This window comes from Streptomyces sp. NPDC047014 (assembly GCF_040644195.1).
Taxonomy (GTDB): domain Bacteria; phylum Actinomycetota; class Actinomycetes; order Streptomycetales; family Streptomycetaceae; genus Streptomyces.
The window spans coordinates 1-26,071 of sequence record NZ_JBEYVX010000057.1 but is presented as its reverse complement, the minus strand read 5'-3'; the positions used below and the strand labels follow the sequence as shown (position 1 = coordinate 26,071).

Annotated in this window: 20 protein-coding genes and 1 pseudogene; 10 read left to right on the top strand and 11 right to left on the bottom strand. The window is 73.4% G+C overall.

Annotated features, from left to right (window positions below; all coding sequences use genetic code 11):
- Positions 1-36: 36 nt before the first annotated feature.
- Both ABZ873_RS24795 and ABZ873_RS24790 read left to right on the top strand, forming a co-directional pair.
- Positions 37-621: a putative glycolipid-binding domain-containing protein gene (locus tag ABZ873_RS24795; protein ID WP_360875858.1), complete on the top strand. Its 585-nt coding sequence runs from the start codon at positions 37-39 to the stop codon at positions 619-621.
- Positions 622-1,167: 546 nt separating this feature from the next.
- The gene (locus tag ABZ873_RS24790) at positions 1,168-2,970 is read left to right on the top strand and encodes a DUF6777 domain-containing protein (protein ID WP_360875856.1); all 1,803 of its coding nucleotides are present in this window, start codon (positions 1,168-1,170) and stop codon (positions 2,968-2,970) included.
- Positions 2,971-3,722: 752 nt separating this feature from the next.
- Here ABZ873_RS24790 and ABZ873_RS24785 read toward each other — a convergent pair.
- The 3 genes and pseudogenes from ABZ873_RS24785 to ABZ873_RS24775 form a co-directional block, all read right to left on the bottom strand.
- Entirely contained in the window at positions 3,723-4,907 is a 1,185-nt protein-coding gene (locus tag ABZ873_RS24785) for an SGNH/GDSL hydrolase family protein (protein ID WP_360875854.1), read from the bottom strand.
- Between the two features lie 1,181 nt (positions 4,908-6,088).
- Positions 6,089-6,649, bottom strand: a pseudogene (locus ABZ873_RS24780) (WHG domain-containing protein); the annotation flags it as partial.
- A 639-nt stretch (positions 6,650-7,288) separates the two neighbouring features.
- Positions 7,289-8,686: a hypothetical protein gene (locus ABZ873_RS24775; RefSeq protein ID WP_360875852.1), complete on the bottom strand. Its 1,398-nt coding sequence runs from the start codon at positions 8,684-8,686 to the stop codon at positions 7,289-7,291.
- A 127-nt stretch (positions 8,687-8,813) separates the two neighbouring features.
- Here ABZ873_RS24775 and ABZ873_RS24770 point away from each other — a divergent pair, with 127 nt between their 5' ends.
- From ABZ873_RS24770 to ABZ873_RS24760, 3 genes are all read left to right on the top strand, one after another.
- On the top strand, positions 8,814-9,503 hold the full coding sequence (locus ABZ873_RS24770) for a VanZ family protein (protein WP_360875851.1): 690 nt from the start codon (positions 8,814-8,816) through the stop codon (positions 9,501-9,503).
- A gap of 9 nt (positions 9,504-9,512) precedes the next feature.
- On the top strand, positions 9,513-10,088 hold the full coding sequence (locus ABZ873_RS24765; protein ID WP_360875849.1) for a DUF2231 domain-containing protein: 576 nt from the start codon (positions 9,513-9,515) through the stop codon (positions 10,086-10,088).
- 141 nt (positions 10,089-10,229) lie between these two features.
- Positions 10,230-10,619 (top strand): VOC family protein, encoded by a 390-nt coding sequence (locus ABZ873_RS24760; protein WP_360875847.1) that lies wholly within the window; start codon positions 10,230-10,232, stop codon positions 10,617-10,619.
- Positions 10,620-10,667: 48 nt separating this feature from the next.
- Here ABZ873_RS24760 and ABZ873_RS24755 read toward each other — a convergent pair whose 3' ends face one another.
- Positions 10,668-11,471 (bottom strand): VOC family protein, encoded by an 804-nt coding sequence (locus ABZ873_RS24755; protein ID WP_360875845.1) that lies wholly within the window; start codon positions 11,469-11,471, stop codon positions 10,668-10,670.
- Between the two features lie 93 nt (positions 11,472-11,564).
- The gene (locus ABZ873_RS24750; protein ID WP_360875843.1) at positions 11,565-13,886 is read right to left on the bottom strand and encodes an immune inhibitor A domain-containing protein; all 2,322 of its coding nucleotides are present in this window, start codon (positions 13,884-13,886) and stop codon (positions 11,565-11,567) included.
- Positions 13,887-14,090: 204 nt separating this feature from the next.
- On the opposite strand from ABZ873_RS24750, the gene ABZ873_RS24745 reads away from it, so the two are divergent.
- Positions 14,091-14,459, top strand: a complete 369-nt coding sequence (locus tag ABZ873_RS24745) for a PRC-barrel domain-containing protein (RefSeq protein ID WP_360875880.1) — start codon at positions 14,091-14,093, stop codon at positions 14,457-14,459.
- A 31-nt stretch (positions 14,460-14,490) separates the two neighbouring features.
- On the opposite strand, the gene ABZ873_RS24740 is transcribed toward ABZ873_RS24745, so the two are convergent.
- Complete coding sequence (locus ABZ873_RS24740; RefSeq protein ID WP_360875841.1) at positions 14,491-15,237, bottom strand: hypothetical protein; 747 nt, start codon at positions 15,235-15,237, stop codon at positions 14,491-14,493.
- Between the two features lie 201 nt (positions 15,238-15,438).
- On the opposite strand from ABZ873_RS24740, the gene ABZ873_RS24735 reads away from it, so the two are divergent.
- Positions 15,439-16,251, top strand: a complete 813-nt coding sequence (locus tag ABZ873_RS24735; protein WP_360875839.1) for a crotonase/enoyl-CoA hydratase family protein — start codon at positions 15,439-15,441, stop codon at positions 16,249-16,251.
- A gap of 26 nt (positions 16,252-16,277) precedes the next feature.
- Here ABZ873_RS24735 and ABZ873_RS24730 read toward each other — a convergent pair whose 3' ends face one another.
- Genes ABZ873_RS24730 through ABZ873_RS24720 form a run of 3 tightly spaced genes read right to left on the bottom strand, consistent with a single transcriptional unit; the run spans position 16,278 to position 19,800 of the window.
- The gene (locus ABZ873_RS24730) at positions 16,278-16,649 is read right to left on the bottom strand and encodes a UBP-type zinc finger domain-containing protein (RefSeq protein WP_360875837.1); all 372 of its coding nucleotides are present in this window, start codon (positions 16,647-16,649) and stop codon (positions 16,278-16,280) included.
- Positions 16,646-18,127, bottom strand: coding sequence for an ATP-binding protein (locus ABZ873_RS24725; protein WP_360875835.1), 1,482 nt, complete (start codon positions 18,125-18,127; stop codon positions 16,646-16,648). Before ABZ873_RS24725 ends, ABZ873_RS24730 begins: the two co-directional genes overlap by 4 nt.
- The gene (locus tag ABZ873_RS24720) at positions 18,124-19,800 is read right to left on the bottom strand and encodes an FAD-dependent oxidoreductase (protein ID WP_360875833.1); all 1,677 of its coding nucleotides are present in this window, start codon (positions 19,798-19,800) and stop codon (positions 18,124-18,126) included. Before ABZ873_RS24720 ends, ABZ873_RS24725 begins: the two co-directional genes overlap by 4 nt.
- 279 nt (positions 19,801-20,079) lie before the next feature.
- On the opposite strand from ABZ873_RS24720, the gene ABZ873_RS24715 reads away from it, so the two are divergent.
- Complete coding sequence (locus ABZ873_RS24715) at positions 20,080-21,450, top strand: AMP-binding protein (RefSeq protein ID WP_360875831.1); 1,371 nt, start codon at positions 20,080-20,082, stop codon at positions 21,448-21,450.
- Between the two features lie 40 nt (positions 21,451-21,490).
- On the opposite strand, the gene ABZ873_RS24710 is transcribed toward ABZ873_RS24715, so the two are convergent.
- A complete protein-coding gene (locus tag ABZ873_RS24710) occupies positions 21,491-22,303 on the bottom strand; it encodes a class I SAM-dependent methyltransferase (RefSeq protein ID WP_360875829.1) in 813 nt (270 codons plus the stop codon).
- A 128-nt stretch (positions 22,304-22,431) separates the two neighbouring features.
- Positions 22,432-23,022 carry an NAD(P)H-dependent oxidoreductase gene (locus ABZ873_RS24705; protein WP_360875827.1) on the bottom strand — a complete coding sequence of 197 codons (591 nt, stop codon included), beginning with the start codon at positions 23,020-23,022 and terminating at the stop codon, positions 22,432-22,434.
- A 164-nt stretch (positions 23,023-23,186) separates the two neighbouring features.
- Between ABZ873_RS24705 and lanKC the strand changes: the two genes are divergently transcribed.
- Entirely contained in the window at positions 23,187-25,814 is a 2,628-nt protein-coding gene (lanKC, locus tag ABZ873_RS24700; RefSeq protein WP_360875825.1) for a class III lanthionine synthetase LanKC, read from the top strand.
- Complete coding sequence (locus ABZ873_RS24695; protein ID WP_360875823.1) at positions 25,811-25,945, top strand: SapB/AmfS family lanthipeptide; 135 nt, start codon at positions 25,811-25,813, stop codon at positions 25,943-25,945. The genes lanKC and ABZ873_RS24695 overlap by 4 nt, the downstream gene beginning before the upstream one ends.
- The last annotated feature ends 126 nt before the right edge of the window (positions 25,946-26,071 follow it).

Sequence of the window (26,071 nt, the reverse complement as noted above, 5' to 3'; positions counted from 1 at the left end):
CCGGTGCGGCGGCCGTACCGGGCATAGGCTCGTCCCATGATCACTCGACACCTCACCCGTACGTGGCGCGTCCTGCCCGGCGAGGGGTACGCGACCGCCTGGGCCGATCTCACCGAGGGCCGCCTCAGCGCGCGCGGGCGCGCCGTCGGCCTCGAACCGGAGCCGTACTGGGTGACGTACGCGCTGGAGACCGGCGACGGGTACGTCACCTCCGCCCTCACCGTCACGGTGGAGACCGCGAGCACCACGCGGACCCTGGAACTCCGCAACGACGCGGGCCGTTGGACGGTCGACGGCACCCACCGCCCGGATCTTGACGGCGCGCTCGACTGCGACCTCGGCCTGTGCCCGCTGACGAACACCATGCCGGTCCTCCGCCACGCCCTCCACCGGACCCCGGACGCGGGTCCGCACGACTTCCTGATGGCCTGGGTGTCCGTACCCGATCTGGAGGTCAGCCCGAACCACCAGACGTACACCCCGCTGCCGTACGAGGGCCAGGGCGCCCGCATCCGGTACGCGTCCGGGGATTTCCGGAGCGATATCGCATTCGACGGGGACGGGCTGGTCCTCGATTATCCGGAGATCGCGACGGTGGTGGCGGGGCGGCGCGACGGCTGATCTCCAGGAGCGGGGAGGGGGCGGATTGCCTCGTTACGTCAAGCCCCGAATTCTCGGAACCTGACGCGGCGGCGGGAACAGGGCCTACTCATTGCATGGGTGACACGAACAGCGGGTGACCCACCGCTTCACGGCGAGGGGAAGGCGAAAGGAAACGGCTTTCGCCCGTACGTCTCGGCATCGCGTGGGAGCGGAATTCTCCGTACCCGTGCCTCCAGGACGCGGAGGTATATTGGCGATGAGGAGCGAGACCATGCGAAGAGCCGTGAATCTCCCGACCGGTTGTGGCGGGGGGAGAGTGTCGTGAGTTCCCTCCCTCCTTTTTCCGAGCGCCCCACGGGCCCGCCGTCCGGCCCGCTCTCCGGCCCGTCCTCGGGCCGGCCGTCGGGCGAGATCCCTCCGCCTCCGCTGCCACCCGTACCGCCCGGCGCACCGCCACCGGGGAGCGGTACGCACGGCCCGCCCGGCGATCCAGGTGAACCGGAACCCCGTCGGTCGCGCCGGGGATGGCGGTCACGCAAGACCCTCCTGGGCGCGGGCTCCGCGGTGGCCATCGCGACAGCGGTGGTCCTCTTCACGGTCCTGGGCGGCGGCAGGACCGCGGCGGGCGGCGAGGTGTTCCTCCAGGCGGCGGCGGAAGCCGGCCCGGATCCCTTCACGGCCTCGACGGCGGCGGTCTCGCAGGACACCGGGGTGACCCCGGTGGCCGTTACGGCGCCCGAGGGCGCGGCGGCGACGGGCGCGCGGACGCTGGAGGTGAACGGCTCGTACCCCGGCCTGTACGGGGGCACGCGGAACCTGGCGAGCTGCGACGTCGAGAAGCAGATCACCTTCCTCGGGCAGCACCCGGACAAGAGCCGCGCCTTCGCCGCCCCGCTGAACATCCAGCAGGCCGAGATCCCGTCGTACCTGCGGTCGCTGACGCCGGTACGGCTGGGCTGGGACACGCGGGTGACGAACCACGGGTTCAAGGGCGGCGGCCCCACCAGCTACCAGGCGGTACTGCAGGCGGGCACGGCGGTCCTGGTGGACAACCGGGGCGTGCCGAGGGTGCGGTGCGCCTGCGGAAACCCGCTGGCTCCGCCGGTGGCGGTGCAGGGCAGGCAGACGTACAGCGGCAAGGAGTGGACCTCCTTCCGGAACGCCGACATGGTGGCGGTCAAGCCGGCGGCGGAGCCGGTGAAGAAGGTCACGATGTTCGACCACGACCGGAAGGACTGGTACGAACGCCCGAGCGGCGACGCCCGGGGCACACACGACCACGAGGTCCCGGCGCCGCAGGGCCAGAAGCCGAACGCCCCGTACCCGGTACTGCCCCCGGCGGACCGGGCTCCGGTGGAGCGGGAGCGCCCGGCGCGGCCGGACCAGCCGAACCGGCCTCCGGCAAAGCCGGAGCAGCCGGCGGAGGACCCGGCGAAGCCGGCGGAGCCTCCGGCACAGGACCCGGGGAAGCCGGCGGAGGAGCCGGGCCGGCCGCCCGAGAAGCCGGGTGAGCCTCCGGCGAAGGTGCCGGATAAGCCGGAGAAGCCGGCGAAGCCCGGTGAGGAGCCGGGCAAGCCTCCGGAGAAGCCTGCGGAACCTCCGGCCAAGGTGCCCGACAAGCCGGAGAAGCCGGGTGAGGAGCCGGGCAGGCCCCCGGAGAAGCCCGCCGAACCCCCGGCCAAGGTCCCTGACAAGCCGGAGAAGCCCGGTGAGGAGCCGGGGAAGCCGCCGGTAAAGCCCGCTGAGCCGCCCGAGAAGGTCCCGGAGAAGCCCGCCGACAAGCCGGACAAGCCTGCGGAGCCTCCGGCCAAGGTGCCGGAGAAGCCGGGCGAGGAGCCGGGGAAGCCTCCGGAGAAGCCCGCCGAGCCTCCGGCGAAGGTGCCGGACAAGCCGGAGGAGCCGGGCAAGCCCCCGGAGAAGCCGGCTGAGCCGCCCGCGAAGGTCCCGGACAAGCCGGCGAAGCCGGACGAGGAGCCGGCCAAGCCGCCGGAGAAGCCGGCTGAGCCTCCGGCCAAGGTGCCCGACAAGCCTGCGGAGGAGCCGGCCAAGCCCCCCGAGAAGCCCGCTGAGCCTCCGAAGGTGCCGGACAAGCCTGCCGAGCCGCCCGCCAAGGTCCCCGAGAAGCCGGCGGAACCTCCGGCCAAGCCGCCGGAGAAGCCGGCTGAGCCTCCGGCGAAGGTTCCGGACAAGCCGGCGGAGGAACCCGCGAAGCCGCCGGAGAAGCCCGCTGAACCTCCGGCCAAGCCTCCGGAGAAGCCCGCCGAACCGCCCGCGAAGGTGCCGGACAAGCCGGCCGAGCCCCCGGCCCAGCCGGAACAGGCACCCGCCCCCGGACAGGGCTCAGGCGGCGAAGGGCAGTCCGGCTGACCTCGGAACTGGCGTCCAGGCAGGGAGACGGCCCGTCGCTGACGGCGCGCCGCCTCCCGCTTCGGGCCCTGCGCAGTTGCGAGGCGCCCGGTGCGGCCCGGCGTCTACGTTCCCGGGGATCGGTAGGTCCGATCCCCGGGCCCCTGCTGGGGTCTTGGAAGCCTCCGGCGGCGCGGCGCAGGCACCTGTCCAGGCTTCACGTCCTCATGTGGTCCACGAGTAGGGAACCGCTCGCGGCCACGTCGGACGCCCAGAGGCGGCGACACTCGGCGAATAGCGCCAGCGCTGCCAGGTCGCCGCAGTATCCGTCCGGCGGCGTAAACCCGGCCGGGGCCGGAGAGGTCTCGACCAGTCCGCCCGTGCCAACCAGTAAGCCGAACCAGCCGAGTTCGGGCCGGTCACCATCCGGCGGGCACCCGGACCTGCTCTCTGGGGCGAAGCCCAAGACCCCAGCGCCCGTCAGGGGGCCCAAGTCCGACAAGGGCGACCGGGGTGTCGGGCGCGTCCGGAGGCTCTGGTGTGATGCTCGCTGGGGATGGACGCGGCAGCAGCAGAGGTGCCAGGCGGCCGGTGCGTGCTGCCGTAGCCGTCCTGCGGCTGGCCGCGATGTGGTCGCCACTGGCAGTGCCCAGACAGACCTGGCTGGCTCCCGGAGCCCCGTTGCGCCGCCCGGATAGCTGGGGCCGGGCCCCGGCTCCCGTCCCGTAGCCCGGCCAGCCCCTGGCACCGGTGGCCAGGCCCGGCCAGCAGCGTCAGCCGTCCGAGGCGGCCAGTGGGCAGCCGTCCGCGAAGGCCAGGCGGGCGAACCTTTCGGCGATCAGGCGGTGGGTGGGCGGGTCCGGGTGGAGGGCGTCGGGTAGCGGCAGAGCGGCTTGGTCGGCTTCGCCGTAGAGGGCGAGGCCGTTCAGGAGGTGGAGGTTCGGGTCGGTGGCGGCTCGGCGGCCCACGAGGCGGGCCAGCTCATCCCGGATCACGCCGAGCGTCAGCTTGACGGCGGCGGTCTCCGCCGGGTCACCGGCGGCCACGAAGCGCAGTCGGCCCTCGCGCAGAGAGTCGAGGTCCGGGGCGCTGGGGCCCGGCGTGGTCTCGTGGATCGCGCAGTGAATGGGCGAGACGACGAGCAACGGGGTGTCCGGGTGGCCCTCGCGGATGGTGTCCAGGAAGCCGTCCACGGCCGGTGCGAAGGCGCGGGCCCGCATGAGGTCCAGGTTGACGAGGTTGATGCCGATCTTGACGCTGATCAGGTCGGCCGGGGTGTCGCGGATCGCGCGGGCCGTGAACGGGTCGAGCAGCGCGCTGCCGCCGAAGCCCAGGTTGATCAGCTCCACCCCGCCCAGGGCCGAGGCCAACGCGGGCCAGGTACCGGTCGGGGTGGCCGCGTTGGAGCCCTGGCTGATCGAACTGCCGTGGTGCAGCCAGACCTTGCGGCCGCTGGGCGGCGGGATGTCCACGGGCGCGTCGGTGCGCAGCGCGACCAGCTGGGTGGCTTCGTCGTGCGGCAGCCAGATCTCCACCTCCTTGTCGTCACCCGGCAGGTCGGTGAAGCGCAGGGTTTCCACCGGGCCGGGTCGGGTCTGGGCCGAGCCGGTGGCCAGGTCGATGGTGAGGGTGTCCCCGTCGGGGGCGCTGGCATGGCCCGCGAGCCGTCCGTCGACGAGGAGTTCGTACACCCCGTCGGGGCGGGGCGGTGCCCCCGGGTAGACCCGCTTGGAGGCGATGACGTCCAGCTCGACGGCGGTGGCCCGGGTCCGGAAGGCCAGCCGCACCCCGGCGGGCTGCGACTCCGCCATGGCCAACTGGGCATCGGGTATCTGCTGCCGGGCGCGAGCGGGCAGCCGGTGGGGCAGTACGCCGCGCCCGGTGTGCTCCAGATCGAGGGCGCCGCGCAGGAGGGCGGCGGTGATGGGGGTGGTGGTCCAGGCGCTGTCGGTGGTCATGTCCTCGGTCGCTTCGACGTGTCGGAATGGGGGGGGAGGGGCCGGGTCCGGACGACTGCCGGGCACCCTCGGGTGGCTAAGCCTTCGCGGACGCCTCCGCGCCCCCGATCGTCCCAGCGTCCCCCGGTGGTCGGGGGTGCGGAGGCGCTGGGGTCTTCGGATGGCCCAGCGTCCTGGAACGGGCCGGCGTCCTCGGGCGGTCTGGCGTGCCCAGGCGCCCCAGCGCGCCGAGGAGGTCGGGCGCGGCCAGCCCCTGCGGTGTTCCCGGACGGCCGGATGTCCATCGGCGGTCCGGTGACGCCAGGCGCTTCGGCTGCCCCTGATTGTCCGGAGCAGCCGGGCACACCAGCGTCGTCGTTCGGCTGGGTATCCCGGGACAGCCCCGAGTCGTCGGGCCCTTCGGCCTGTCCGGGAGGCCCCGCGTTCCGGGACGGTCCGCCGGGGCCAGGCCCCGGCGTTCCCGAAGAGTCGGACGTCCCCGGGGCGCCCGACTTCCCGGACTGCTGCACATCCTCGGGTGATCCCGTGGGGTCAGGCACTCCTGGCTCCGCAGACGGCCTGGTGTCGCAGGGCGCTCCAGGGTCCCCGTGCGGTCGGACGTCCTCGGGCTGTCCGGTGAGGCGGGGCGCCCTGGCGTTCCCGGATGGCTCCGGTTCCCCGGACTGCCGAACGTTCTTGGGTGGTTCGGGGGGCTATGCGCCCGCGGCAACCCTGTATCGCCCGGTATCTCCGGACGGCCGAACATCTCCGGGCCGTCCGGTGAGGCGAATCGCACTGGTGTCTCCAGATAGCTAGCCATCCTCAGGTGCTCCAGCGCCCCTGGACGCACGGGCGTCCCCGGGCGGTTGGATGTCGTCGTACGGTGCAGCGAGGTCAGGCGACCCAGCGTCCCCGCGTGCCCCAGCGTGCCTGGGCGGTTTGGCGAGGTCAGGTCCCTCGGCACCCCCGTATGGCCCGGCCTCCCCGGGCGGTCGGACGTCTCCGTGCCGTTCGGTGAGGCCACGTGCACCGGCGTGCTCCGATGGCCCGGCCTCCTCGGGCGCCCCGGTGCCCACAGGCGGCCGGACCTCTCCGGGCGGCCGGATCTCCCCAGGTGGGCCAGCGGGGCCGGGCACACCGGTGCCCCCAGAGGGTCCGGGGTCCCCGGGCGGCCCGGCGGGAGCAGCAGACCCGCCGCGGTCCGGCCAGGCGCGCAGTAGGGCGTCCAGGGCGCGGAGGATTTCGGGCCAGGTTTCCTCCGAGGCCGGCGGGCTGTGGCTGAAGCCGCCCGCTGCCTCCAGTTCTACGTAGCCGCTGAATACGCTGCCCAGCAGGCGTACCGCATGGGTCTGCTGCGGCTCCGGCAGGCCGTAGCCGCGCAGCATCGCGCGCATTATCTGCGCGTGCCGGACGCCCGCGCTTGCGGCGGCCGTCTCCGGGGCGAGTGGGTAGCGGGTGGCGGCGAAGCGGCCCGGGTGGGCGCGGGCGTAGTCGCGGTAGACGTTCGCGAAGGCGGAGAGGGCGTCCTGCCCGGAGCGGCCCGCGACGGCGGCGGAGACCTGGTCGGCCAGTTCCTCCAGGGCGAGGAGCGCGATCCGGGTCCGGAGGTTGTGCGCGTTCTTGACGTGCGAGTACAGGCTCGCCGTCCGCACCCCGAAGCGGCGGGCCAGTTCGGCCGGGGTCGCCCCTTCGAAGCCGATCTCGTCGGCCAGCTCGGCCCCCGCCCGGACCAGCCGCTCCGTGGTCAGCCCCACCCGTGCCATATCCGTCCGCCTCCCGGCTCATCTACGCCAGCGTGATGCTCTTCCTAATGGGAGTATGCATTTGCCTAATAGAGTTAGGCAAGCGGGGAGGGGAGGGAGGCTGCAGGTCGCCGTCCATTCGAGCCCGCTCCGATCACCCGATCACCGCGGCCCCCGGAGGCCCCGATGACCCAGCCCGCTGCCCCGCGTGGACCGCCGCCCACCTCGACCTGCTGGAGCACGGGCACCCCTTCCGCCAGCGGAAGACTTGGCGGTTCCCGGCACCGAGCTCCGGAGCCACGGTGCGCCCCCGACGTCGGCCTGGCCGAAGGCCGGACCACCTCGCCGCCAGACCCGGCGGCGTGGACACCCATCTGCCGGCCGCGGCTCCCCGTACGTCGAGACCTTCCTCCGGGCCTGCGCCGAGCTGAACCACGGCACCGACTACGCCCCCGACCTCGCCGCACGCTGCCGCCTCCACGGAGTGCGCGGAGGCGACGAGTTCACCCTCGAGCGCCGCGGGCACCAATGCGCGCACAAGATGCCCTGCGTGGGGGACCGAGAAGCCCGCCAACATGCTGCTGTGGGTGCCCCCGGACACCGGACACCGGACAGCCGGCTGCCCAAGCAGCACCAGCACCCCGCCCCGCGCGCGTGAGCTCAGCGCCCCGCCAGCGTGTCCCGTAGCCGCCGTGCCTCCCTGACCAGCAGCGACGAACCGCCCCGCACGGCCAGCGACGTCACCTCCGGCAGTTCGCCCCGCGCCCCCGCCGAGCGTGCCGCGTCCGCCGCGATGCCGAGCAGCATGCCGTGCGCCTGGGGCCGCGTACCGGCCATCAGGCCCGGCAGGGAGGGGGCCAGCGCCGCCCATACCCCCGGCGCGCCCCGCGGAGTCGCGGCGGCCGTGCGCAGGGAGTCGGCCAGCAGGGGCAGTTTCAGCGTGCCCAGCCCGACCAGTTCCACCAGCTCGCGCCCCAACGCCTCCCCGTCCAGAGCGCCCCGTACGGTCAGCCGCTCCAGCGCCCGCACGGCCGCCGCCCGGTCCGGGTCAGGGGCGGAGGCCAGGCCGTAGGCCACGGCGAGGTGCACGGCTGGGCCCGCCGGGCCGTCCGTCGTCGCCAGCGCCTCCAGGAAGGCCGGAGCGCCCCGGCCGTCCTGGTCCGCCGCCGAGGCGACCCCCGCCAGCAGGCGCGCCGCGGCCGTCTCCGGGTGCCACGGCAGGACCGCCACCGTATGCGCGTCCCGGCCGTCCGGCAGCGAGGCGTGCGGGCAGCCGATGTGCGGCTCGAACTTCCGGAACAGCGACCAGAACCGCCGCGGGAACGCACCCCGGCCGTCGATCGCCTCATGCCCCACCAGGATCCGCCGCCCCGCCCGCGCACCGCGCCGCCGGCTGGGGCGTTCCGGCGCGCCCGGCTCGCGTTCCCGCCGCCCCACCGGCTGCGGCAGACCGCCCCGACGCAGCCAGTCGGCCACGCGCGGCCCCTCCGCCGTCCCCAGTGCCTCCGCCGCGCGTACCGCCCCGGGATCGATCCGGCCGCCGCAGCGCAGCAGGGCCTGGCCCAGGTCCGCCGGGCCGGGCCGCACGCCGAGGCGCCCGTACTCCGCGAGCCGCGCGACCAGAGCGTGCGCCTCGACCGCGCCCGTCGCCCGGCTCGGCGTGGACAGCAGGAACGGCACCGGATCGCCCGCCCGCAGACGCCCGTGGAGCTCGGCGATGCGAGCCCCGGCTACGTAGTCCAGCGCGGCATGCTGGCACAGCTCCAGCCAGCCCGCCCCGGCCGCCTCCCCGTCCCCGCGGGTGCGTACGGGCCCCACCGCGGCGGCGACCAGTCCCGCGAGGGCCCGCGCCCGACCGTACGACCACCCCTGCGGCCCGTGCGGTACGTCGGCCAGCGCGGCGGCGACCTCCTCGCGGCCGGAGGAGCAGTGGGCCACCACCCCGTTGAGCAGCCGCTCGAACGCGACCACGCCCGGCTCGTGACGCCCACCCAGGACGGCGGCGACCTCGTCCGCGAGCGCCGCCGGTGACGGTGCGGCGAAATCCCCCTCGATCATGTCCCGCAGGGTAGAGGGCCGCACCGACAGCCCCGGTGGCAGCCGTCCGCACCACCCCGGACAGCGCCTACCGGAGCCCGTCAACGACCCGTGGATAGCGGGCCGTCCGAGGGGTACACGTGCCCGCATGACATCGAGACTCGCGCGATGGCGCGGTGAGGGACCGGACGCGCCGGACGTGTCGGGGGAGCAGGCCGTCGTGGTCGTCGGCAAGGCGCGGCCCCCGGTGCACCCGGCCGTACGGGCGCTCGCCATGGTCGCCGCCTTCTTCGGGACCGTCCTGTTCAGCGTGGTCCTGGCCCGGCTGACGCTGGAACCGTCCGCCGCCTCGGTGGACCTCATCCACAGCAACGTCCGCCCCGGCCATTCCATCAACGCCTACCTGGAAGGGTCGTCGACCCTCGAAGCGGCCCGCCAGCTGGGCGGGAACCTGCTGCTGGGAGCCCCCTTCGGCATCCTCCTCCCGGTCCTGCTGCCGCCGGCGCGCGGGCTGCTCAGGGTGGCCGCCGTGACGGTCTGCCTGATGACGCTGGTCGAGCTGACCCAGGGCGCCCTGGTCACGGGCCGGGTGTTCGACATCGACGACGTCATCCTGAACACCGCGGGCGCGCTGCTCGGCTATCTGCTGTTCGGCCGCAGGCTGGGGCGGGCGGTGCATCCGCGCCGCCACCACTGGTGGCACCGGCTGACCCGCCGCGGCGGCCCGCAGCCGGTTGCCGCAGCCCACGCACCCCAGGCACCTCACGCACCCCAGGCTCCCCGCGCACCCCGCCATTCGGCCGACGGCGGAGTGGGGGAGAAGCCCTCGGCCGGGTAGGCGCCAGGCATGAACGCACACGCTCACGGCACGCGCGCGAAGGTCGTCCCGGCGCTGGGCGCCGCGTCGACGGGGTGGCTGAAAGCCCTGGACCGGCTCGAACGGACCACTGTGGCGGATCCCGCGATCCGTACCCTGCGGCGGACGATCCGCGCGCTGCCGCTGGGAGATGTACGGGACGTCCTGCGCGGCAAGCCGATCGGGCATCCCCTGCACCCGGTGCTGGTGCATCTGCCGATGGGCTGCTGGCTGTCGGCGGCGGTGGTGGACGTGATCCCGGGTACGGGACCGGCCGCCACCACCCTGACGGCCGTCGGCCTCGCCGGGGTGGGCCCGGCGGCGGTGGCGGGCTGGGTGGACTGGGCCGAGATGCCGCCGGAGGAGGCCCGCGTGGGCCTGGCCCACGTCCTCTCGAACGCGGTCGCGGTCACCTGTTACGCGGTCTCCCTGAGCCACCGCCTGACCGGCCGCACCGCGACGGGCCGCCTGTGGTCCTGGGCCGGCCTGACGGCGACGGGCCTCACCGGCGCCCTGGGCGGCCACATCGCCTACCGCCGCGCGTCGGAGAACCAGGCCGCGAACTGACGCGGCCGCCGGGCGCGCAAGGCCCCGTAGGCTGATCCCTCGCGCGCCCGAAGCGGCGGATTCACCGCGACGACCGACGAGGAGGCTCCGTTGCCGGTGCAGGACGGACCCGACCCTCACCCCCCTCCGCCCCGGCACGGGATGCTCCACCACGTCGAGGTCTGGGTGCCCGATATCGGGCGGGCCGTGGCCTCCTTCGGGTGGTTGCTGGAGGCGATGGGCTGGGCGCCCTACCAGAGCTGGAGCGGCGGTCGTAGCTGGAGGCTCGGCGGCACCTATCTGGTCTTCGAGCGCTCCCCGGCGCTCAGCGCCGAGCGGCACGACCGGTGCCGGCCCGGGCTGAATCACCTGGCCTTCCACGTCGAGGACCCGGACGCCGTCGAGAGTCTGGCGGCGCGGGCCCGCGAGCATGGCTGGGCGCTGATGTTCCCCGACCGGCACCCCCACGCCGGGGGTGCCCACACCTACGCCGCCTATCTGGAGAACGAGGACGGTTTCGAGGTCGAACTCGTCGCCATACCAAGGCCGTGAGCCAGTCACTCAGTAAGCCAGTGACTCACTGAGTGAGTGCGCAGCAGATCACCGCTCCGCCGGCGTCATCAGGACGAAGTCCGCGTTCGCCGGGTCCAGGCAGACCGCCAGGCGGCCCACGCCCTCGGCGTCCTGCGGACCCATCTGCACGCTCCCGCCGTTCTCCACCACCCGCGCGACCGCCGCGTCGCAGTCGGTGACCGCGAAGACCGGGTGCCAGTACGGGCGCCCGTTCGCCAGGGACAGATGCTCCGCGGCCAGCTCCATCACCCCGCCGTGCATCCGCTCCTCGGGCAGCCCCGCCGGGGTGATCAGGGCGTACGTACCCGACCCGCCCGGCAGTTCCATGTCGCTGAACGTCCAGCCGAAGACATCGCCGTAGAAGCTCTTGGCCGCCGCCGCGTCCGTGGTGTACAGCTCCGTCCAGGACAGGGAGCCCGGCTCGTCCACCAGCTCCACGCCCGCGTCCTTGTCCGGCTGCCACGCCGCGAACTGCCCGCCCAGCGGGTCGGTGTACTGGGCCATCCGGCCGTAGTCGTCGAGGTCCAGCGGCGCTACCCGCACCGTGCCGCCCGCCCGTTCCACGGCCGCCGTCGTCGCGTCCGCGTCGGTGACGTTGTAGTAGATCATCCAGGCCGAGCGGGCCCCCTCCTCGGTGAGTTTGCCCAGCCCGGCGACGATCTTGCCGTCCTTGCGGAACATCCCGCCCTCCATGCCCTCGGCCTCGGCCTCGTCCATGGGCTCGTAGTCCCAGCCCAGGACGGCGCCGTAGAAGGCAGCGGCGGCCGGGACGTCGGGCGTCCCGAGGTCGAGCATGCAGGGTGAGCCGGAGACGAAGTCGGTGGTGATCATGGCGGTGCCCTCTCGTGATCCCTTTCACGGTGCCTGGTGCCCCCAGCCTGACACCCGGCACTGACAGCCGCCCCTCGACTCCGGCCCGCCCGGTCACGGCGAGGGGCTGACCTGGACGGTCGTGAGCGCGCCCCCGTCCGCCTCCTTCACCACCGCGATACGGGTCCCTGTGTCCGGGACCTTCACCCCGAGCTGCGGCAGCTCCGCGTCCCAGTACGTGCCCCGCCGGTCGTCGAAGACGGACACGCCGCGCCGCGAGGGCACCACCGTCGGGACACCCGCCTTGTGCAGGACGATCCGGTCACTGGCCCGTAGCGAGAACGGCGCGTCGAAGGTCTGCGCGCGGGCGTTCAGCAGCGAGCCGTCCGCGTGGCGCAGCGCCTGCGGGCGCGCGTCCACCGGCAGCAGCATCCCGGCGCCCGGATGGGCCTTGGTGGTGTTGTCGCTGTAGGCGGTGTCCCACAGCCAGATGAGCACGCCCTGCTGGTAGGGGAAGAACTCCACGCGCTCGCCCGTGAAGCCGAAGTGGTACGGCCCGGTCCTGAGCTGCTTGCCGTAGCCCGTGTAGCGCCGGTTCTCGACCAGATAGGCCCGAGGGTGCTGCTCGGTGCCCGTACGGCCCTCCGTACGCGACCACTTGACGGCGGTCCAGCCGTTCGCGCCCTGCTCCGCACCGTCGCGCAGCAGCTCCCGGGCGCCGCCGTCCGCCGTGATCCGCAGGTCGTCGAAGGTGACGCCCCGGCCGTGGGTGTTGCTGTCGGAGGTGACGCGCAGCCGCAGTTGGAACCGCTGCCCGGCGAACCGGTCCAGCGGGACGCCGAGCGCCGTCCAGCCCGCCGAGGTGCCGGAGATCCCCTTCGCGGGCAGGGGAGCGCCGTCCACCGTGCCCGGCAGCGCCGTCCACGTCGTGCCCTCGTCCGTGGACGCCTCGACGGTCAGGAAGTCGAAGTCCTGCTCGATGTCGTACCAGAGCCGCGCGTCCAGCCGGGCCGGTCCCGCCGTGCCGCGCAGGTCGACCGTCCGCGTCAGGGTGTTGTCCATGAAGTCCCCGGTGCCGCTCCACCACTGGCTGCCGCCCTCGTACGGGTCGGTCAGCTCGGTGCGTTTCACCGAGGGCGGCAGGTGCACCAGCAGGGCCTGCGGATCCTCGGTGTTGTAGCCGGACACCCCGAGGACCGCGCGCGTCTTCCGCCCGGCGTCGGCCTCCGTGTACTCCAGCCAGCCGAGCTGGAGCTTGCTCCAGGGGTCGAGGTCGCCGGGGAAGGCCCCCGTGGTCCCCGGCCCCTTCGCCAGGTAGGAGCCGGAGGACATCAGGGACCAGAAGTTGACGCTGTTGTCCCCGTCCGAGCTGTAGAGGTCGGGCAGCCCCAGGTCATGGCCGAACTCGTGGGCGAACAGGCCCGCCCCGCTGTTCTCGCCGCCGGTGAGGTAGTCCCCGGCCCAGATCCCGGTGTCGCCGACGGGCGTTCCGCCCGCCTTGTTGCCCTCGGGGCCGGCGCTTCCGGCCTGGTTCCAGTACGCGAACCAGCGGTGCGCCCAGACGGCGTCCTTGCCCTGCGCCCCGCCGCCCCAGGTCTGGTCCTTGCCCGCGTGCACGACGACCAGGTGGTCGAGATAGCCGTCCGGCTCGTCGAAGTTCCCGTCGTGGTCGGCGTCGTAGCGGTCCCACACGTCGTACTCGGCGAGCTGCGCCTTGATCTGCTCGGGCGTACGGCCCTTCGCGCGCTCGGCGTCGTACCAGGCGGTGGTGGCGTCCCGGATCAGGTCCCAGTTGGTGCGGCACTGGCCGGGCTCGGAGCAGTTGTCCGTGCCGTAGCGGGCCTCGTTCCACGGCAGCCGGACCCAGTCGGAGACGGTGCCGTCGAGGTCGTAGCGGCCGGAGGACTGGAGCCGGTAGTAGGCGCGCATGGACGCCGACTCGGGCTCGGTCGAGAAGAACTGCCGCTGATAGAAGGCCCGGTCGAAGTTCTTGCGCCACAGGGTGTGGTTGTCGTCCGCGGCGGGGCGGGGGATGGTGTTGTGGCGGGGTCCGGGGGTGCCGCCGAAGCGGGGCTTGCCCTCGAACTCGGTGGTGTTGTCCACCTGGTCGCCGAACTCGGCCAGGATGACGAAGACCTTGTCCTTGCGTTCCTGGGCCAGTTCGACATACCGCTTGCCGACCTGGGCCCGGCGCGGCAGCGTCCCGTCCGGGTCGGCCTGGAGCCGGGCCGTGCCTCCGGCGGCGACCTGCTCCAGCGCCTGCCGGCGCAGGGCCTGGCGCTGGAGTTCCAGGGGTGCGGGGGGTGGGGCGGGGGCCTGCTGGGCCTGCTGGGGTCCGGCGGGCGGGGGAGAGGCGGGTGGTGTGGAGGCGGCGAGCGCGGGGCTGGTGAGGAGTGCGAGGGATATCGCGGCCCCCACCACGGCGAGTCTGCGCAACGTGTGGACCTTTCGTCGAGTCGGTGGTGCGCAACGAAGCGGGGGTAATATTTCACATGTGACAGGTTATTGATAGAGGGTGTGCGGCGGCGGCCCTCCGGAAGCGCGGCCGAAAGGGCATGCGTGAGACCCCGCCGAGGGGGCAGGCGCGCCGAGGAAGGAAGGACAGTTCCGGATCTACAGGGGAGTTGCGACATGAACGAGATGCACGACGACGTATGGGCCTACCGATCCGGCATGCCGCACCCGACCGGCGAGGACCTGACGGGCTATCGGGTGGAGGCCACCGACGGCCACATCGGCAAGGTCGACAAGCACTCCCACGAGGTGCAGGACGCGTACCTGGTGGTGGACACGGGCGTGTGGATCTTCGGCAAGGAGGTGCTGCTCCCGGCGGGCACGATCACCGAGGTGGACCGCGAGAACAAGACGATCCACGTGGAACGCACCAAGGAGCAGATCAAGGCGGCGCCTGAGTTCCACAGCGACAACCACCTGGGCGACCCGGACTACCGGCAGCAGCTCAGCCAGTACTACGGCACCCGCGGCACCTTCGGCCGCCCGATCATCTGACCGGCGCTCCGGACCTCGCGCGGCGGCACGCTCAGAGCAGCTGCGACAGGTCCACCGAGTCCGAGGCGGCCGGCGGCTTGGCCGACACCGGCTCGTCGAAGGCGGAGAAGGTGGCGTCCACCCGCTCGCCGGAGGTGTCGGAGCCCTGGATCCGCAGCAGGTAGGGCTCGTCCTCGGTGGAGACCGCGAACTCCCCGGACCTGCCGTCGTCCTTGCCGCTCACCGTGATGGCCGGACGGCCGTCGACGGTGGTGGGCGCCCCCTTCTGGAGGCTCTTGTCCGCGGGATTCGCGGAGAACTCCTCGCGGAAGAAGTCGAGGTCGCAGAAGTCGGCGAAGTCCTTCAGCAGCGGGCTGCTCGTCGTCCCGTGCAGATAGCGGCCGTTGATCAGCGCCACCGCGTCGTCAGCGACGGCCGGGGGCACCTGTGAGCGCAGCAGGTCGTCGTCGAGCTTCATCCACACGTCCTGGCCGCGCTTGATGACGCTCGCCTCGCCCGCGCCCTTGGGGGCCGTGACGGTGCCGACGCAGTTGCCGTCCTCGTCGAAGCGCAGGTCCAGGCCGGTGGTGCCGTTCTTGTCGGTCACCTTGGCCGCCAGGCGCATGGACGTCAGCTCGGACATGGCCTTGCGGGAGGCGTCCGCGATGTCCTGGGCGCTCTTGCCCGCGAGGCCGTTGTCATCGGCCCGCGCGGTTCCCGCGCCCACGGCCGCGCACAGGATCAGACAGACGGTTCCGGCGGCTGTGCGGCGGGCCGCCGCTGCCCTGGGAGCGGACATCCGGTATCACCTCCTCCGGATGCCTCCCGGGGGCCTCGGTTCCGGTCCCTGGCGCATCCGGTCACCTGATCAGCGTAGGCCCGGGGCGGGGGAGGCGCAGGCGGGGGAAGTCCGGGCCGGGGGCACGGCCCCCTCGTGCGGGGCGTACGACTTGCTGCACAGTGGTCGCCTGCCCCCCGCCTAGGTATCCGGAGTCAGCCCGTGCCCACGACCCCCGCGCCCTCGCCGGCCACGCCCGAAGGCCCGCAGACCGTCCGGACCGAGAGCGACGGTCCCGTCCGTACGGTGATCCTCAGCCGGCCCGAGTCCCGCAACGCGGTGGACGGGCCGACGGCGGCACTCCTCGCCGATGCCTTCCGCGCGTTCGAGGCGGACGAGGACGCCTCCGTCGCCGTCCTGTGGGGCGAGGGCGGTACGTTCTGCGCGGGCGCCGACCTCAAGGCCGTCGGCACCGACCGCGGCAACCGCGTCCGGCCCGAGGGCGACGGCCCCATGGGGCCCACCCGGCTGCGCCTGACCAAACCCGTCATCGCCGCGGTCGCCGGGCACGCCGTGGCGGGCGGACTCGAACTGGCCCTCTGGTGCGACCTGAGGGTGGCCGAGGAGGACGCCACCTTCGGTGTGTTCTGCCGCCGTTGGGGCGTCCCGCTCATCGACGGCGGGACGGTACGCCTGCCCCGCCTGATCGGGGAGAGCCGCGCGATGGACCTGATCCTCACCGGCCGCCCCGTCAGCGCCACCGAGGCGCACGCCATCGGCCTCGTCAACCGGCTCGTGGCGCCCGGCGAGTCCCGCCGTGCGGCCGAGCGCCTGGCGCACGAGATCGCCGCCTTCCCGCAGCTGTGCCTGCGCCACGACCGGCTCTCCGTACGAGAACAGCACGGCCTGCCCGAGGCCGAAGCCCTGACCGCCGAATACCACCACGGCCTCGTCCCCCTCACGGCAGGCGAAACAGACGCGGGCGCGGCCCGCTTCACGCAAGGCGCGGGCCGCCACGGCTCCTTCACGGGCTGAGGACCCCGGAGTCGAGGCCCCGCGCCTCAGCGGTGCACGTGCTTGGTCCAGTCCGTCGGGACGCGGTCCGAGGGGCCTGGGGTGGGCTGGTCCTTCGGGTGGGCGGTGGGTGGGGTCAGTTGCGGGCCCGATTCGTGGAGGGCGTTCGTGCCGTAGTTCCAGAACCACTCCTCTCCCGGTTCGAAGCTCTGGACCAGCGGGTGCCCCGTCGACTTCCAGTGCGCGGTGGCGTGCTGGGCCGGGGAGGAGTCGCAGCAGCCGACGTGGCCGCACTGCGCGCAGCGGCGCAGGTGGACCCACCAGCCGCCCGCGGCGTCGCAGTCGCCGCAGCCGGTTCCCGAGGGCGGGACGGTCGGGTCGATGCCGTCGGTGTCGGCGGGGTCGTTGAAGGGGGTCATGCGGGCTCCTCGGCTGGCTGGGCGTCACCGGCTTCGGCGACGGGTTCGGGCGCGGTCAGGGGCAGGAGGACCTGGAAGCGGGTGTCGCCCGGCTCGGATTCCACCTGGAGGCTGCCGTGGTGCTTGCTCACAACGATCCGCCAGGAGATGTCGAGGCCGAGCCCCGTGCCCTCCCCGACCGGCTTGGTGGTGAAGAAGGGGTCGAAGATGCGGCCGCGGATGTCCGCCGGGATGCCCGGCCCGGTGTCGCGGAACTCCACCAGCAGCCGGTCGCCCTCGCGGGCCGTCCGTACCGTCAGTGTGCCCTCGCCGCCCGTGCTCCCGATGGCGAACACCGCGTTGTCGATGAGGTTCGTCCACACCTGGTTCAGCTCCGCCGGATACGCCGGCACCCGCGGCACGGACCGGTCGTACTCCTTGACCACCCGCACCCCGGCCCCGATCTTCCCCGACAGCATCAGCAGTGTGCTGTCCAGGAGTTCATGGACGTCCACGACCCGGTACGGGGCCCGGTCCAGCTGGGAGTACTGCTTGGCGGCGTCCACCAGATGCGAGATGCGGCTCGTGGAGTCGTCGATCTCGTCCATCAACAGCTCGGTCTCGACCGTGTAGTTGAGCCAGCCGATCGCCCCCGGCAGCAGCTCCTCGGACACCGTCGCCGCGACCTGCTCCAGCCAGTCCGTGTCCAGCCCGGCCTGGACGAAGGTCGGCGCCACCCGCCAGCCCTCCGCGATGCCGTGCTCGTCGAGCCAGTCCGCCAGCTCGTCCTCCCGGTCGGAGGCTTCCAGCGGGCTCAGCGGCGCCGTCGCCTTCGCCACCCGCTCCACCGTGCGTTCCTGGATCTCGATCAGATCCGCGATGGCCTCGCGCGAGAACTGCCCCTGCGAGATGTGGGCCAGCTTGTGCCGCATCTTGCCCACCCGTTCCCGCAGCGTCGCGGTGGCCCGTACGGCGGCCGCGGCCGGGTTGTTCAGCTCATGGGTCAGCCCCGCCGACAAGGAGCCGAGCGCCAGCAGCCGTTCGCGCTGCCCGATGGCCCGCTGGGTGTTCTTCGAACCGAAGAACAGCCCCTCCAGCAGATGCGCCGCCATCGGGAACCACTCCCGCATGATGTGCGCGAAGGACTCCGCGGGCAGGACGAAGAACCGCGTCGGCTCCGTCACCCGCATCGAGTTGGTGTACGTCTGCGGCACCCGGTCGCCCAGATACGCCTGCATCGCCCCCGCGTACACCCCGCGCTGCGAGGTCCGGCTCACCTCCACATCGTCCGCGCCGACCCGCCGGGACAGGACGACGGTGCCCTCGATCATCACGTAGAAGCAGGTCGCCGGATCGCCCTCGGTGTACACCGGACCGGCCTCGAACCGCTCCACCCGCCCCTCCTGGCACAGCCGCCCCAACTGCTCCGGGCTCAGCTTCTCGAAGAGGAACAGCGAGGAGATCTCCTGCGGGCCGCACGGCAGGACCCGCCCGCTCATGACTGCTCCAGGTAACGGTGGACGAGCATCACGGCCATGGCTCCCTCTCCGACGGCCGACGCGACCCGCTTCGCGGACTGGGAGCGCGCGTCCCCCGCCACGAACACGCCGGGAATATTGGTCTCCAGGTGGTACGGCGCCCGGTCCAGCCCCCATTCGCCGGGCGGCCGCCCGTCCGGGGTCAGATCCGGCCCGGCCAGGATGAAGCCGTGCTCGTCGCGCAGCACCGTCCCGTCCAGCCAGTCCGTCAGCGGCGCCGCGCCGATGAAGACGAACATCCACTGCGCGTCGACGAGTTCCGTCGCCCCGCTGTCCACATCGCGCAGCGTCAGCTGCTCCAGGTGCCCGTCGCCGTGCGCCTCCTCGACCACCGTGCGCGTCCGCACCCGGATGTTCGGCGCGTCCTCGATCTGCTGGATCAGGTAGTACGACATAGACGCCGCCAGCGACTCCCCGCGCACCAGCAGCGTCACCGACTTCGCGCCGCGCGCCAGATACATCGCGGCCTGCCCGGCCGAGTTGGCGCCGCCCACGATGTAGACGTCCTGCCCCTGGCAGGAGGACGCCTCGGTGAGCGAGGAGCCGTAGTACACCCCGCACCCGGTCAGCGAGTCGCAGCCGGGCGCCCTCAGCTGCCGGTACGACACCCCCGTGGCCAGGATGACGCTGTGCGCGGCGATCGCGGACCCGTCCGAGAAGCGGACGACACGCGCCGCGCCGTTCACCTCCAGGCCCGTCACCTCGCGCGCGGTGAGGATCTCCGCGCCGAAGCGGCCGGCCTGCCGGCGGGCCCGTTCCGTCAGCTGCCCGCCGGACACCCCGTCGGGGAAGCCGAGGTAGTTCTCGATGCGGGAGCTCTGCCCGGCCTGCCCGCCCGTCGCCGAGCGTTCGACCAGTACGGTACGCAGCCCCTCGGAGGCCCCGTAGACGGCCGCGCCGAGCCCGGCCGGGCCGCCGCCGATCACGACGAGGTCGTAGAAATCCGCGGCCGGAGTGGTCGCCAGCCCGACGTGCGCGGCCAGCTCCGCCGCCTCCGGCTCCACCAGCGCCGTCCCGTCCGGCGTGACCACCAGCGGCAGCCGCTTGCCGTCGGCCCCGGCCGCCTCCAGCAGCCGCTGCCCCTCCGGCTCGTCCGAGGAGTACCAGCGGTACGGGACCTGGTTGCGGGCCAGGAACTCCCGTACGTGCGAGGAGCGCGCCGACCAGCGGTGCCCGACCACCTTCGTGGCCGGGACGGGCCGGTAGTCGCTGGACCGCCAGGCCGTGAGCAGGTCGTCGACCACCGGGTACAGCTTCTCCTCCGGCGGGTCCCAGGGCTTGAGCAGGTAGTGGTCGAGGTCGACCACGTTGATCGCGTCGATCGCCGCGTTGGTGTCCGCGTAGGCGGTCAGCAGCACCCGCCGCGCGCCCGGGTACACCCCCAGGGCCTGTTCCAGGAATTCGATGCCGTTCATCTGCGGCATGCGGTAGTCCGCGAGGATCACCGCCACCAGATCGCCCCGCAGTTTCAGCTCGCGCAGCGCCTCCAGGGCGGACTCGCCGGACTCCGCGCGCACGATCCGGTAGTCGCCTCCGTAGCGGCGCCGCAGGTCACGGGCGATCGCCCGGGAGACCCCCGGGTCGTCGTCCACGGTCAGGATGACGGTCCGCGCCGTGTCGGCGGCCTGTGCCATACGTACGTCTCCACCCGAGGTCAGGGGCGGGCACGGAGAGCGGCCCGCGCCGGTTCCCGCCCATCGTATGTTCGATCCTCCGGGCCCGCCCCAGGGCGCCGCGGGCTGTGCGCTCCCGGTGCGGTGCGGGTCGCTCTCGGTCCAGTACGGCTGCGGGCGGTCGCCGGGCGGTCGCGCACAGTCGCCCCCGGAGGTGGCCGACGGATGCCCTGGGGCCCGGCACGCCGCCGTAGGGTGGCCGTGACCGATCTTGTTCCGCCGCCGAACGGAGTTGCCGCTGTGTTGACCGCCTTGACGGGTGCCCTGGGGGATCGTGCGGACGCGGTGACCGTCGCCGGCCGCAGCGCCTCCTACGAGGAACTGCTCGGCGCCGCCCGCGCGGTGGCAGCCGGTCTGACCGGCTCCGGGACCACGGCCTTCGCGGTGGACGCCACGGCCTCCCTGGAGACGGTCGCCGCCGTCGTCGGCGGTCTGCTCGCGGGCGTGCCCTGCGTACCGCTGCCGCCCGACGCCGGGCCCGCCGAGCGTGACCACATCCTGCGGGACTCCGGGGCCCGCCTCATCGAGGTGGACTTCGCCCGCAAGTCCGCCACCGGCCCCGATCTCCCGCCGGTACCGGCCCCCGGCGAGGACGGCGCGGACGGCGCGGACGGCGCGGCGCTGATCCTCTACACCTCCGGGACCACCGGCCCGCCCAAGGGCGTGCTCCTCACCGCCGCGGCCATCGCCGCCGACCTGGACGCCCTGGCCGGGGCCTGGCAGTGGAACGCCGAGGACACCCTGGTCCACGGCCTGCCGCTGTTCCACGTCCACGGGCTGGTCCTCGGCGTCCTGGGCGCCCTGCGCACCGGGAGCCGTCTGGTGCACACCGGCCGGCCGAGCCCGCAGGCGTACGCGGAGGCGGGCGGCAGCCTGTACTTCGGGGTGCCGACGGTGTGGTCCCGCGTCGCCGCCGATCCGCAGGCCGCGGCGGCCCTGACGGGCGCCCGGCTGCTGGTGTCGGGGAGCGCGGCGCTGCCCGCGCCGGTCTTCCGCGCCATGGAGAGCCTGAGCGGGCACCGCCTGGTGGAGCGCTACGGGATGACCGAGACGCTGATCACGCTCAGCGGCCGGGCCGGCGGCGAGGCCCACCCCGGTACGGTCGGCACTCCGCTGCCCGGCATCACCACCCGCCTCGCGGCGGAGCCCGGCGCGGAGATCGGTGAACTCCAGCTGACGGGGCCGACGTTGTTCTCCGGCTACCTGGGCCGCCCGGAGGCCACCGCGGCGGCGTACACGGAGGACGGCTGGTTCCGTACGGGAGACATCGCAGCCGTGGACGCGCAGGACGGCACGCACCGGATCGTCGGCCGGGCTTCGACGGACATGATCAAGTCGGGCGGCTACCGGATCGGCGCGGGCGAGGTGGAGAACGCGCTGCTGGACCACCCCCGGGTCAGCGAGGCGGCGGTGGTCGGGATCCCGGACACCGACCTCGGCCAGCGGATCGTGGCCTTCGTCGTCGCGGACGGGGTCACCGGCGGCGAACTCACCGACTTCGTCGCCTCCCACCTGTCGGCGCACAAGCGCCCCCGGGAGGTCCGCTTCGTCGCGTCGATCCCACGCAACGCGATGGGCAAGCCGCAGAAGCGGCTGCTGCTGGAGGGCTGAACCGGCCCCGGCGGTGCAGGACGCCCCGGCGCGGCGGGTCTCAACCCGGGCCGGGGCGGCGCCCCCACGCCGTGATCATCCCGGGGGACATGGCCGCGCAGCCGGGGGAGCCGAGGGAGCGGATCGCCTCGTCCACGTCCGCGTCGTCCACCAGCCCCGTCGCCGTCATCGCCTGCCGCGCGCGGTCCCACGTACCGGCCCAGAAACGGCTGATGGGGCTGCCGGGAAGCAGCGGCGGTACGTACATCTCCGCGGCCACGGAGACCAGCCCGAGCCCGTGCAGCAGCTGCGGATAGCGCGGCACCCACGTGACGTCGGTGCCGATGGTGTCGCGCAGCCCCTGCCACATGGCCTGCATGGCCACGGTGTAAGGGCTCGCGGGAACCGCGTCGCTCGTCAGGTCCACCGCGTCGCTGAGGACCAGGACGCCGCCCGGGGCGAGCAGCCCGGCCAGCCTGGCCATCAGCTCCCGGCGGGCGGGCAGGTGCATCAGGACGAACCGGGCGTGGACCAGCTGGAAGCGCCCCGGGTCGAAGCCCGGATCGCCGAGGTCCGCCTCCAGGACCTCCAGTCCGGGGTGCGGGTCGGCAGCGAGGAAGCGGACATCGCGGTCCACCGCCAGCACGCTCGGCACATGGAGCTCGCCGAGCAGGCGGCGGGCGACGCTGCCGGTACCGGCCCCCACGTCGAGGCAGTGCCAGCCGGGCCCGGCGCCCAGCGCGCGCAGCCGGGCGAGCGAGAACTCGTCGTAGGCGAGGGCCCCGAGATCGATCCGCTCGTCCTCGCCTTCGCGCCCGGGCGGGAAGGCCGTCTCGCCGTACCGGCCGGGGCCGTCCGGAACAGGTGGGTGCACGGCTGGTCCACCGCCTCCCTGGTCGGGACCGGGTGCGGGAGGGCCACGGCCCGGCCGGGGCCGGGACGGGGCGCTCCCGTCACTCCAGTATCGGCCCCGGCCGGGAATGTGCCCGGCCGGGGCGGCCGTCAGGCGGCGGCGCCGCTGGTCACGGCCTCGCTGCCGACGGTGTCGCGCAGCCGCGCGGTCCGCAGGGCGTCCGTCCACCACAGCAGGTCGTCGAGCATGACCTTCGCGGCCTGCTCGGCCTCGGCTCCGTCCACGGGCAGGCCGGCGCCGTCGAAGGGGAAGCGGTGGAAGCTGACGGTCTCGCGGATGGTCGTGGCGTGCAGCTCCGCCAGGACCGTCCGCAGCTGCTCGACGGCGCGCAGACCGCCCGAGAGCCCGCCGTAGGAGACGAAGGCGACCGGCTTGCGCATCCAGACCGGCCCGGAGATGTCGATGGCCTGCTTGAGGGAGGCGGGGAAGGAGTGGTTGTACTCGGGGGTGAGGATCACGAAGGCGTCCGCGTCGGCGAGCCGGCGGACGAACTCCTGGGTGCTGGGGTTCAGTTCGGTGGTCCAGTGGGCGGGCAGATCGGCGTCCAGCAGGTCTGCGACGGTCAGGTCGATGTCGCCCCGGGCTGCGGCGACGCTCTCGAACCACCGGGCGACGGTGGGCCCGAAACGGCCTTCACGGGTGCTGGCGACAACAAGTGCGATACGCGGTGCAGAAGTCATGACCACAGGTCTAAGCCCTCAAGTGCGGTTGAGGTCAAACCCCCCGCCCCGTGACGCCGTTAGTGACTCATGAGTACTGCACACCCGACGAGTGACAGAGGTGACTGTCGGCGGCCCCTCCCGGCGTGACACCTTCATGTCTACCGCCGAACGAGGGAGTTGGAGTGAACAAGGGGTACGCCGCCTTCTGCGACGCAGACCGCTGGTTCTACGACGCGCCGTACCGGCGTGCCGGAGAGCAGAGCTACCCCGCCGCCCTCGCCCCCGTCCTCGACGGATGGCGCTCCCACCGCAGCGGCGACTGGCTCGCACTGCGGCCCGTCGGTGCCGAACTGCCGTCGCAGGGCTGGAAGATCCACGTCTCCGCCACCCTCGACAACGCCGAGGCCATCCTCACCACCGTGTACGAGTACTGCACCACCCGGGGCATCGCCTTCAAGTTCGTCCCCGGCCGCCACCTGCTCCACCTGCGCAACGCCAAGTACGCCGACCGCGCGGCCAGCGGCAAGTTCATCACCGTGTACCCGGCCGACGAGGAGCAGTGCCGCACGATCGCCGAGGACCTCGACGCGGCCCTCGCCGGCGCGGCCGGCCCGTACATCCTCAGCGACCTGCGCTGGGGAGCCGGACCGGTGCACCTGCGCTACGGCAGCTTCACCCTGCGGCACTGCTACGACGACCGCGGCGAGCTCGTACCGGCCATCGAGACCCCCGAGGGGCGCCTCGTACCGGACCGGCGCGGCCCCGCCTTCCACCTGCCCGAGTGGCTCGAACCGCCCGCCTTCCTCCAGCCGCACCTCGCGGCCCGCGAGTCCGTCACCCTCACCGGGATCCCCTTCACCGTGGAGCGGGCCCTGCACTTCTCCAACGGGGGCGGCGTCTACGTCGGCAAGGACACCCGCACCGGCGAGACCGTCGTCCTCAAGGAGGCCCGCCCGCACGCCGGACTCGCCGCCGACGGAGCGGACGCCGTGACCCGGCTCGACCGCGAACGCGCCGCGCTGGAAAGGCTCGACGGCCTCGGCTGCGTACCGGCCGTACGCGGCACCTTCACCGTCGGGGACCACCACTTCCTCGTGATGGAGCACCTGGAGGGCAAGCCGCTCAACACCTACTTCGCCCGCCGCCACCCGCTCATCGAGGCCGACCCGGACCCGGCCGAACTCGCCTCCTACACCGAGTGGGCCCTCAGCATCCACCAGCGGGTCACCGAAGCCGTCGACGCCGTGCACGCACGCGGCGTGGTCTTCAACGACCTGCACCTGTTCAACATCATGGTCGCGGAGGACGACTCCGGCGAACCCTCCGTCGCCCTCCTCGACTTCGAAGCCGCCGCGCACATCGACGAAGGGCTCCGGCAGACCGTCGCCAATCCCGCCTTCGTCGCCCCGCCCGACCGCCGCGGCTTCGCCGTGGACCGCTACGCCCTCGCCTGCCTCCGGCTCGCCCTCTTCCTCCCGCTGACCAGCCTCCTCGTCCTGGACCGGGCCAAGGCCGCCCACATCGCCGACATCATCGCCGAGCAGTTCCCCGTACCACGGAGCTTCCTCGACGAGGCCGTCGCGGAAATCCTCGACGGCGCCGATCCCGGCACCCGGGAGGCGGCCGAAGGCCCCTACCTGCCGGTCCGCCCCGAGGACTGGCCGGCCGCCCGGAACTCGCTCACCGCGGCCATCCGCGCCAGCGCCACACCGGAACGCGAGGACCGCCTCGTCCCCGGCGACATCGCGCAGTTCGCGGCCGCCGGCGGCGGCACCTGCTTCGGCCACGGCATCGCCGGCGTCCTGCACGCCCTCGCCGAGACCGGCGCCGATCCCTGGCCCGAGGCCGAGGAATGGCTGCTCGACCGTACCGAGGACCCGCAGTCCGGCACCCCGCTCGGCTTCTACGACGGCCTCGCGGGCACCGCCTGGACCCTGCACCGCCTCGGCCACCACGAACGCGCCCTCGCCCTCGCGGACCGGCTGCTGCTCCAGCCCTGGGAGAGCACCGGGCCCGACCTGCACGGCGGCCTCGCCGGCATCGGCCTGGCCCTCGACGCCCTCGGTACGGCCAGCGGCGAGAGCGCCCTGCACAGCGCCGCCCTGCGCTGCGCCGAACTCCTCGCACAGCCGGACCGGCGGCCCACCCGCGCCGGACTGCTGTACGGCGACTCCGGCCCCGCGCTGCTGTTCACCCGGCTCTACGAGCGCACCGGGGACAAGGAACTGCTGGTCCAGGCCGCCCAGGCGCTCCACCGCGACCTCGACCACTGCGTCACCAGCGCCTTCGGCACCCTCCAGGTCGACGAGGGCTGGCGCACGATGCCGTACCTCGGCGAAGGCAGCGTCGGCATCGGCATGGTGCTCGACGACTGGCTCCAGCACGGCCCCGACGAGCGCTTCGAACAGGCCCGCCGCGAGATCGTACGGGCCGCGCAGGCCACCTTCTACGCGCAGCCCGGCCTGACGCGCGGAGCCGCCGGCATGGTGCTGTACCTGTCCCGGACGACCACACCCGGCCCGGACACCGGACCGGAGGCCGTCGCCCGCCAGATCGAGGCGCTGGCCCGGCACGCCGTGCCGTACCGCGGACGGCTCGCCTTCCCCGGCGAGCAGATGATGCGCCTGTCCATGGACCTTTCCACCGGAACGGCCGGAGTCCTCCTGGCCCTCGGCAGCGCCGCCCCCGGCGGGCGCGCCCACCTGCCGTTCCTCCCGCCGCTGCGCGACACCGCGCCGGCCCCAGAGCCGGTCCCACTCGGGACCGAGACCCACCGCACCACACGACAGAAGGAGAAGAACCCGACATGACGCTTCTTGACCTGCAGTCGCTGGAGACCCCGAAGGACGAGACCACCGAGGCCGCGATGACGGGCGGCGGCAGCCGGGCCAGCCTGCTGCTCTGTGGTGACAGCAGCCTGAGTGTCACCACCTGTAACTGATCGGGGTACCCCGTAGGGCCCGGGCGGCTTGCCGCCCGGGCCCGCACCCCATCCCTGGAGGCAACCGCCCGATGAGCCCCCCCGACGCGGCCGCCGACCCGGCCCGGCCGGGGTCCCGTGCCGGGT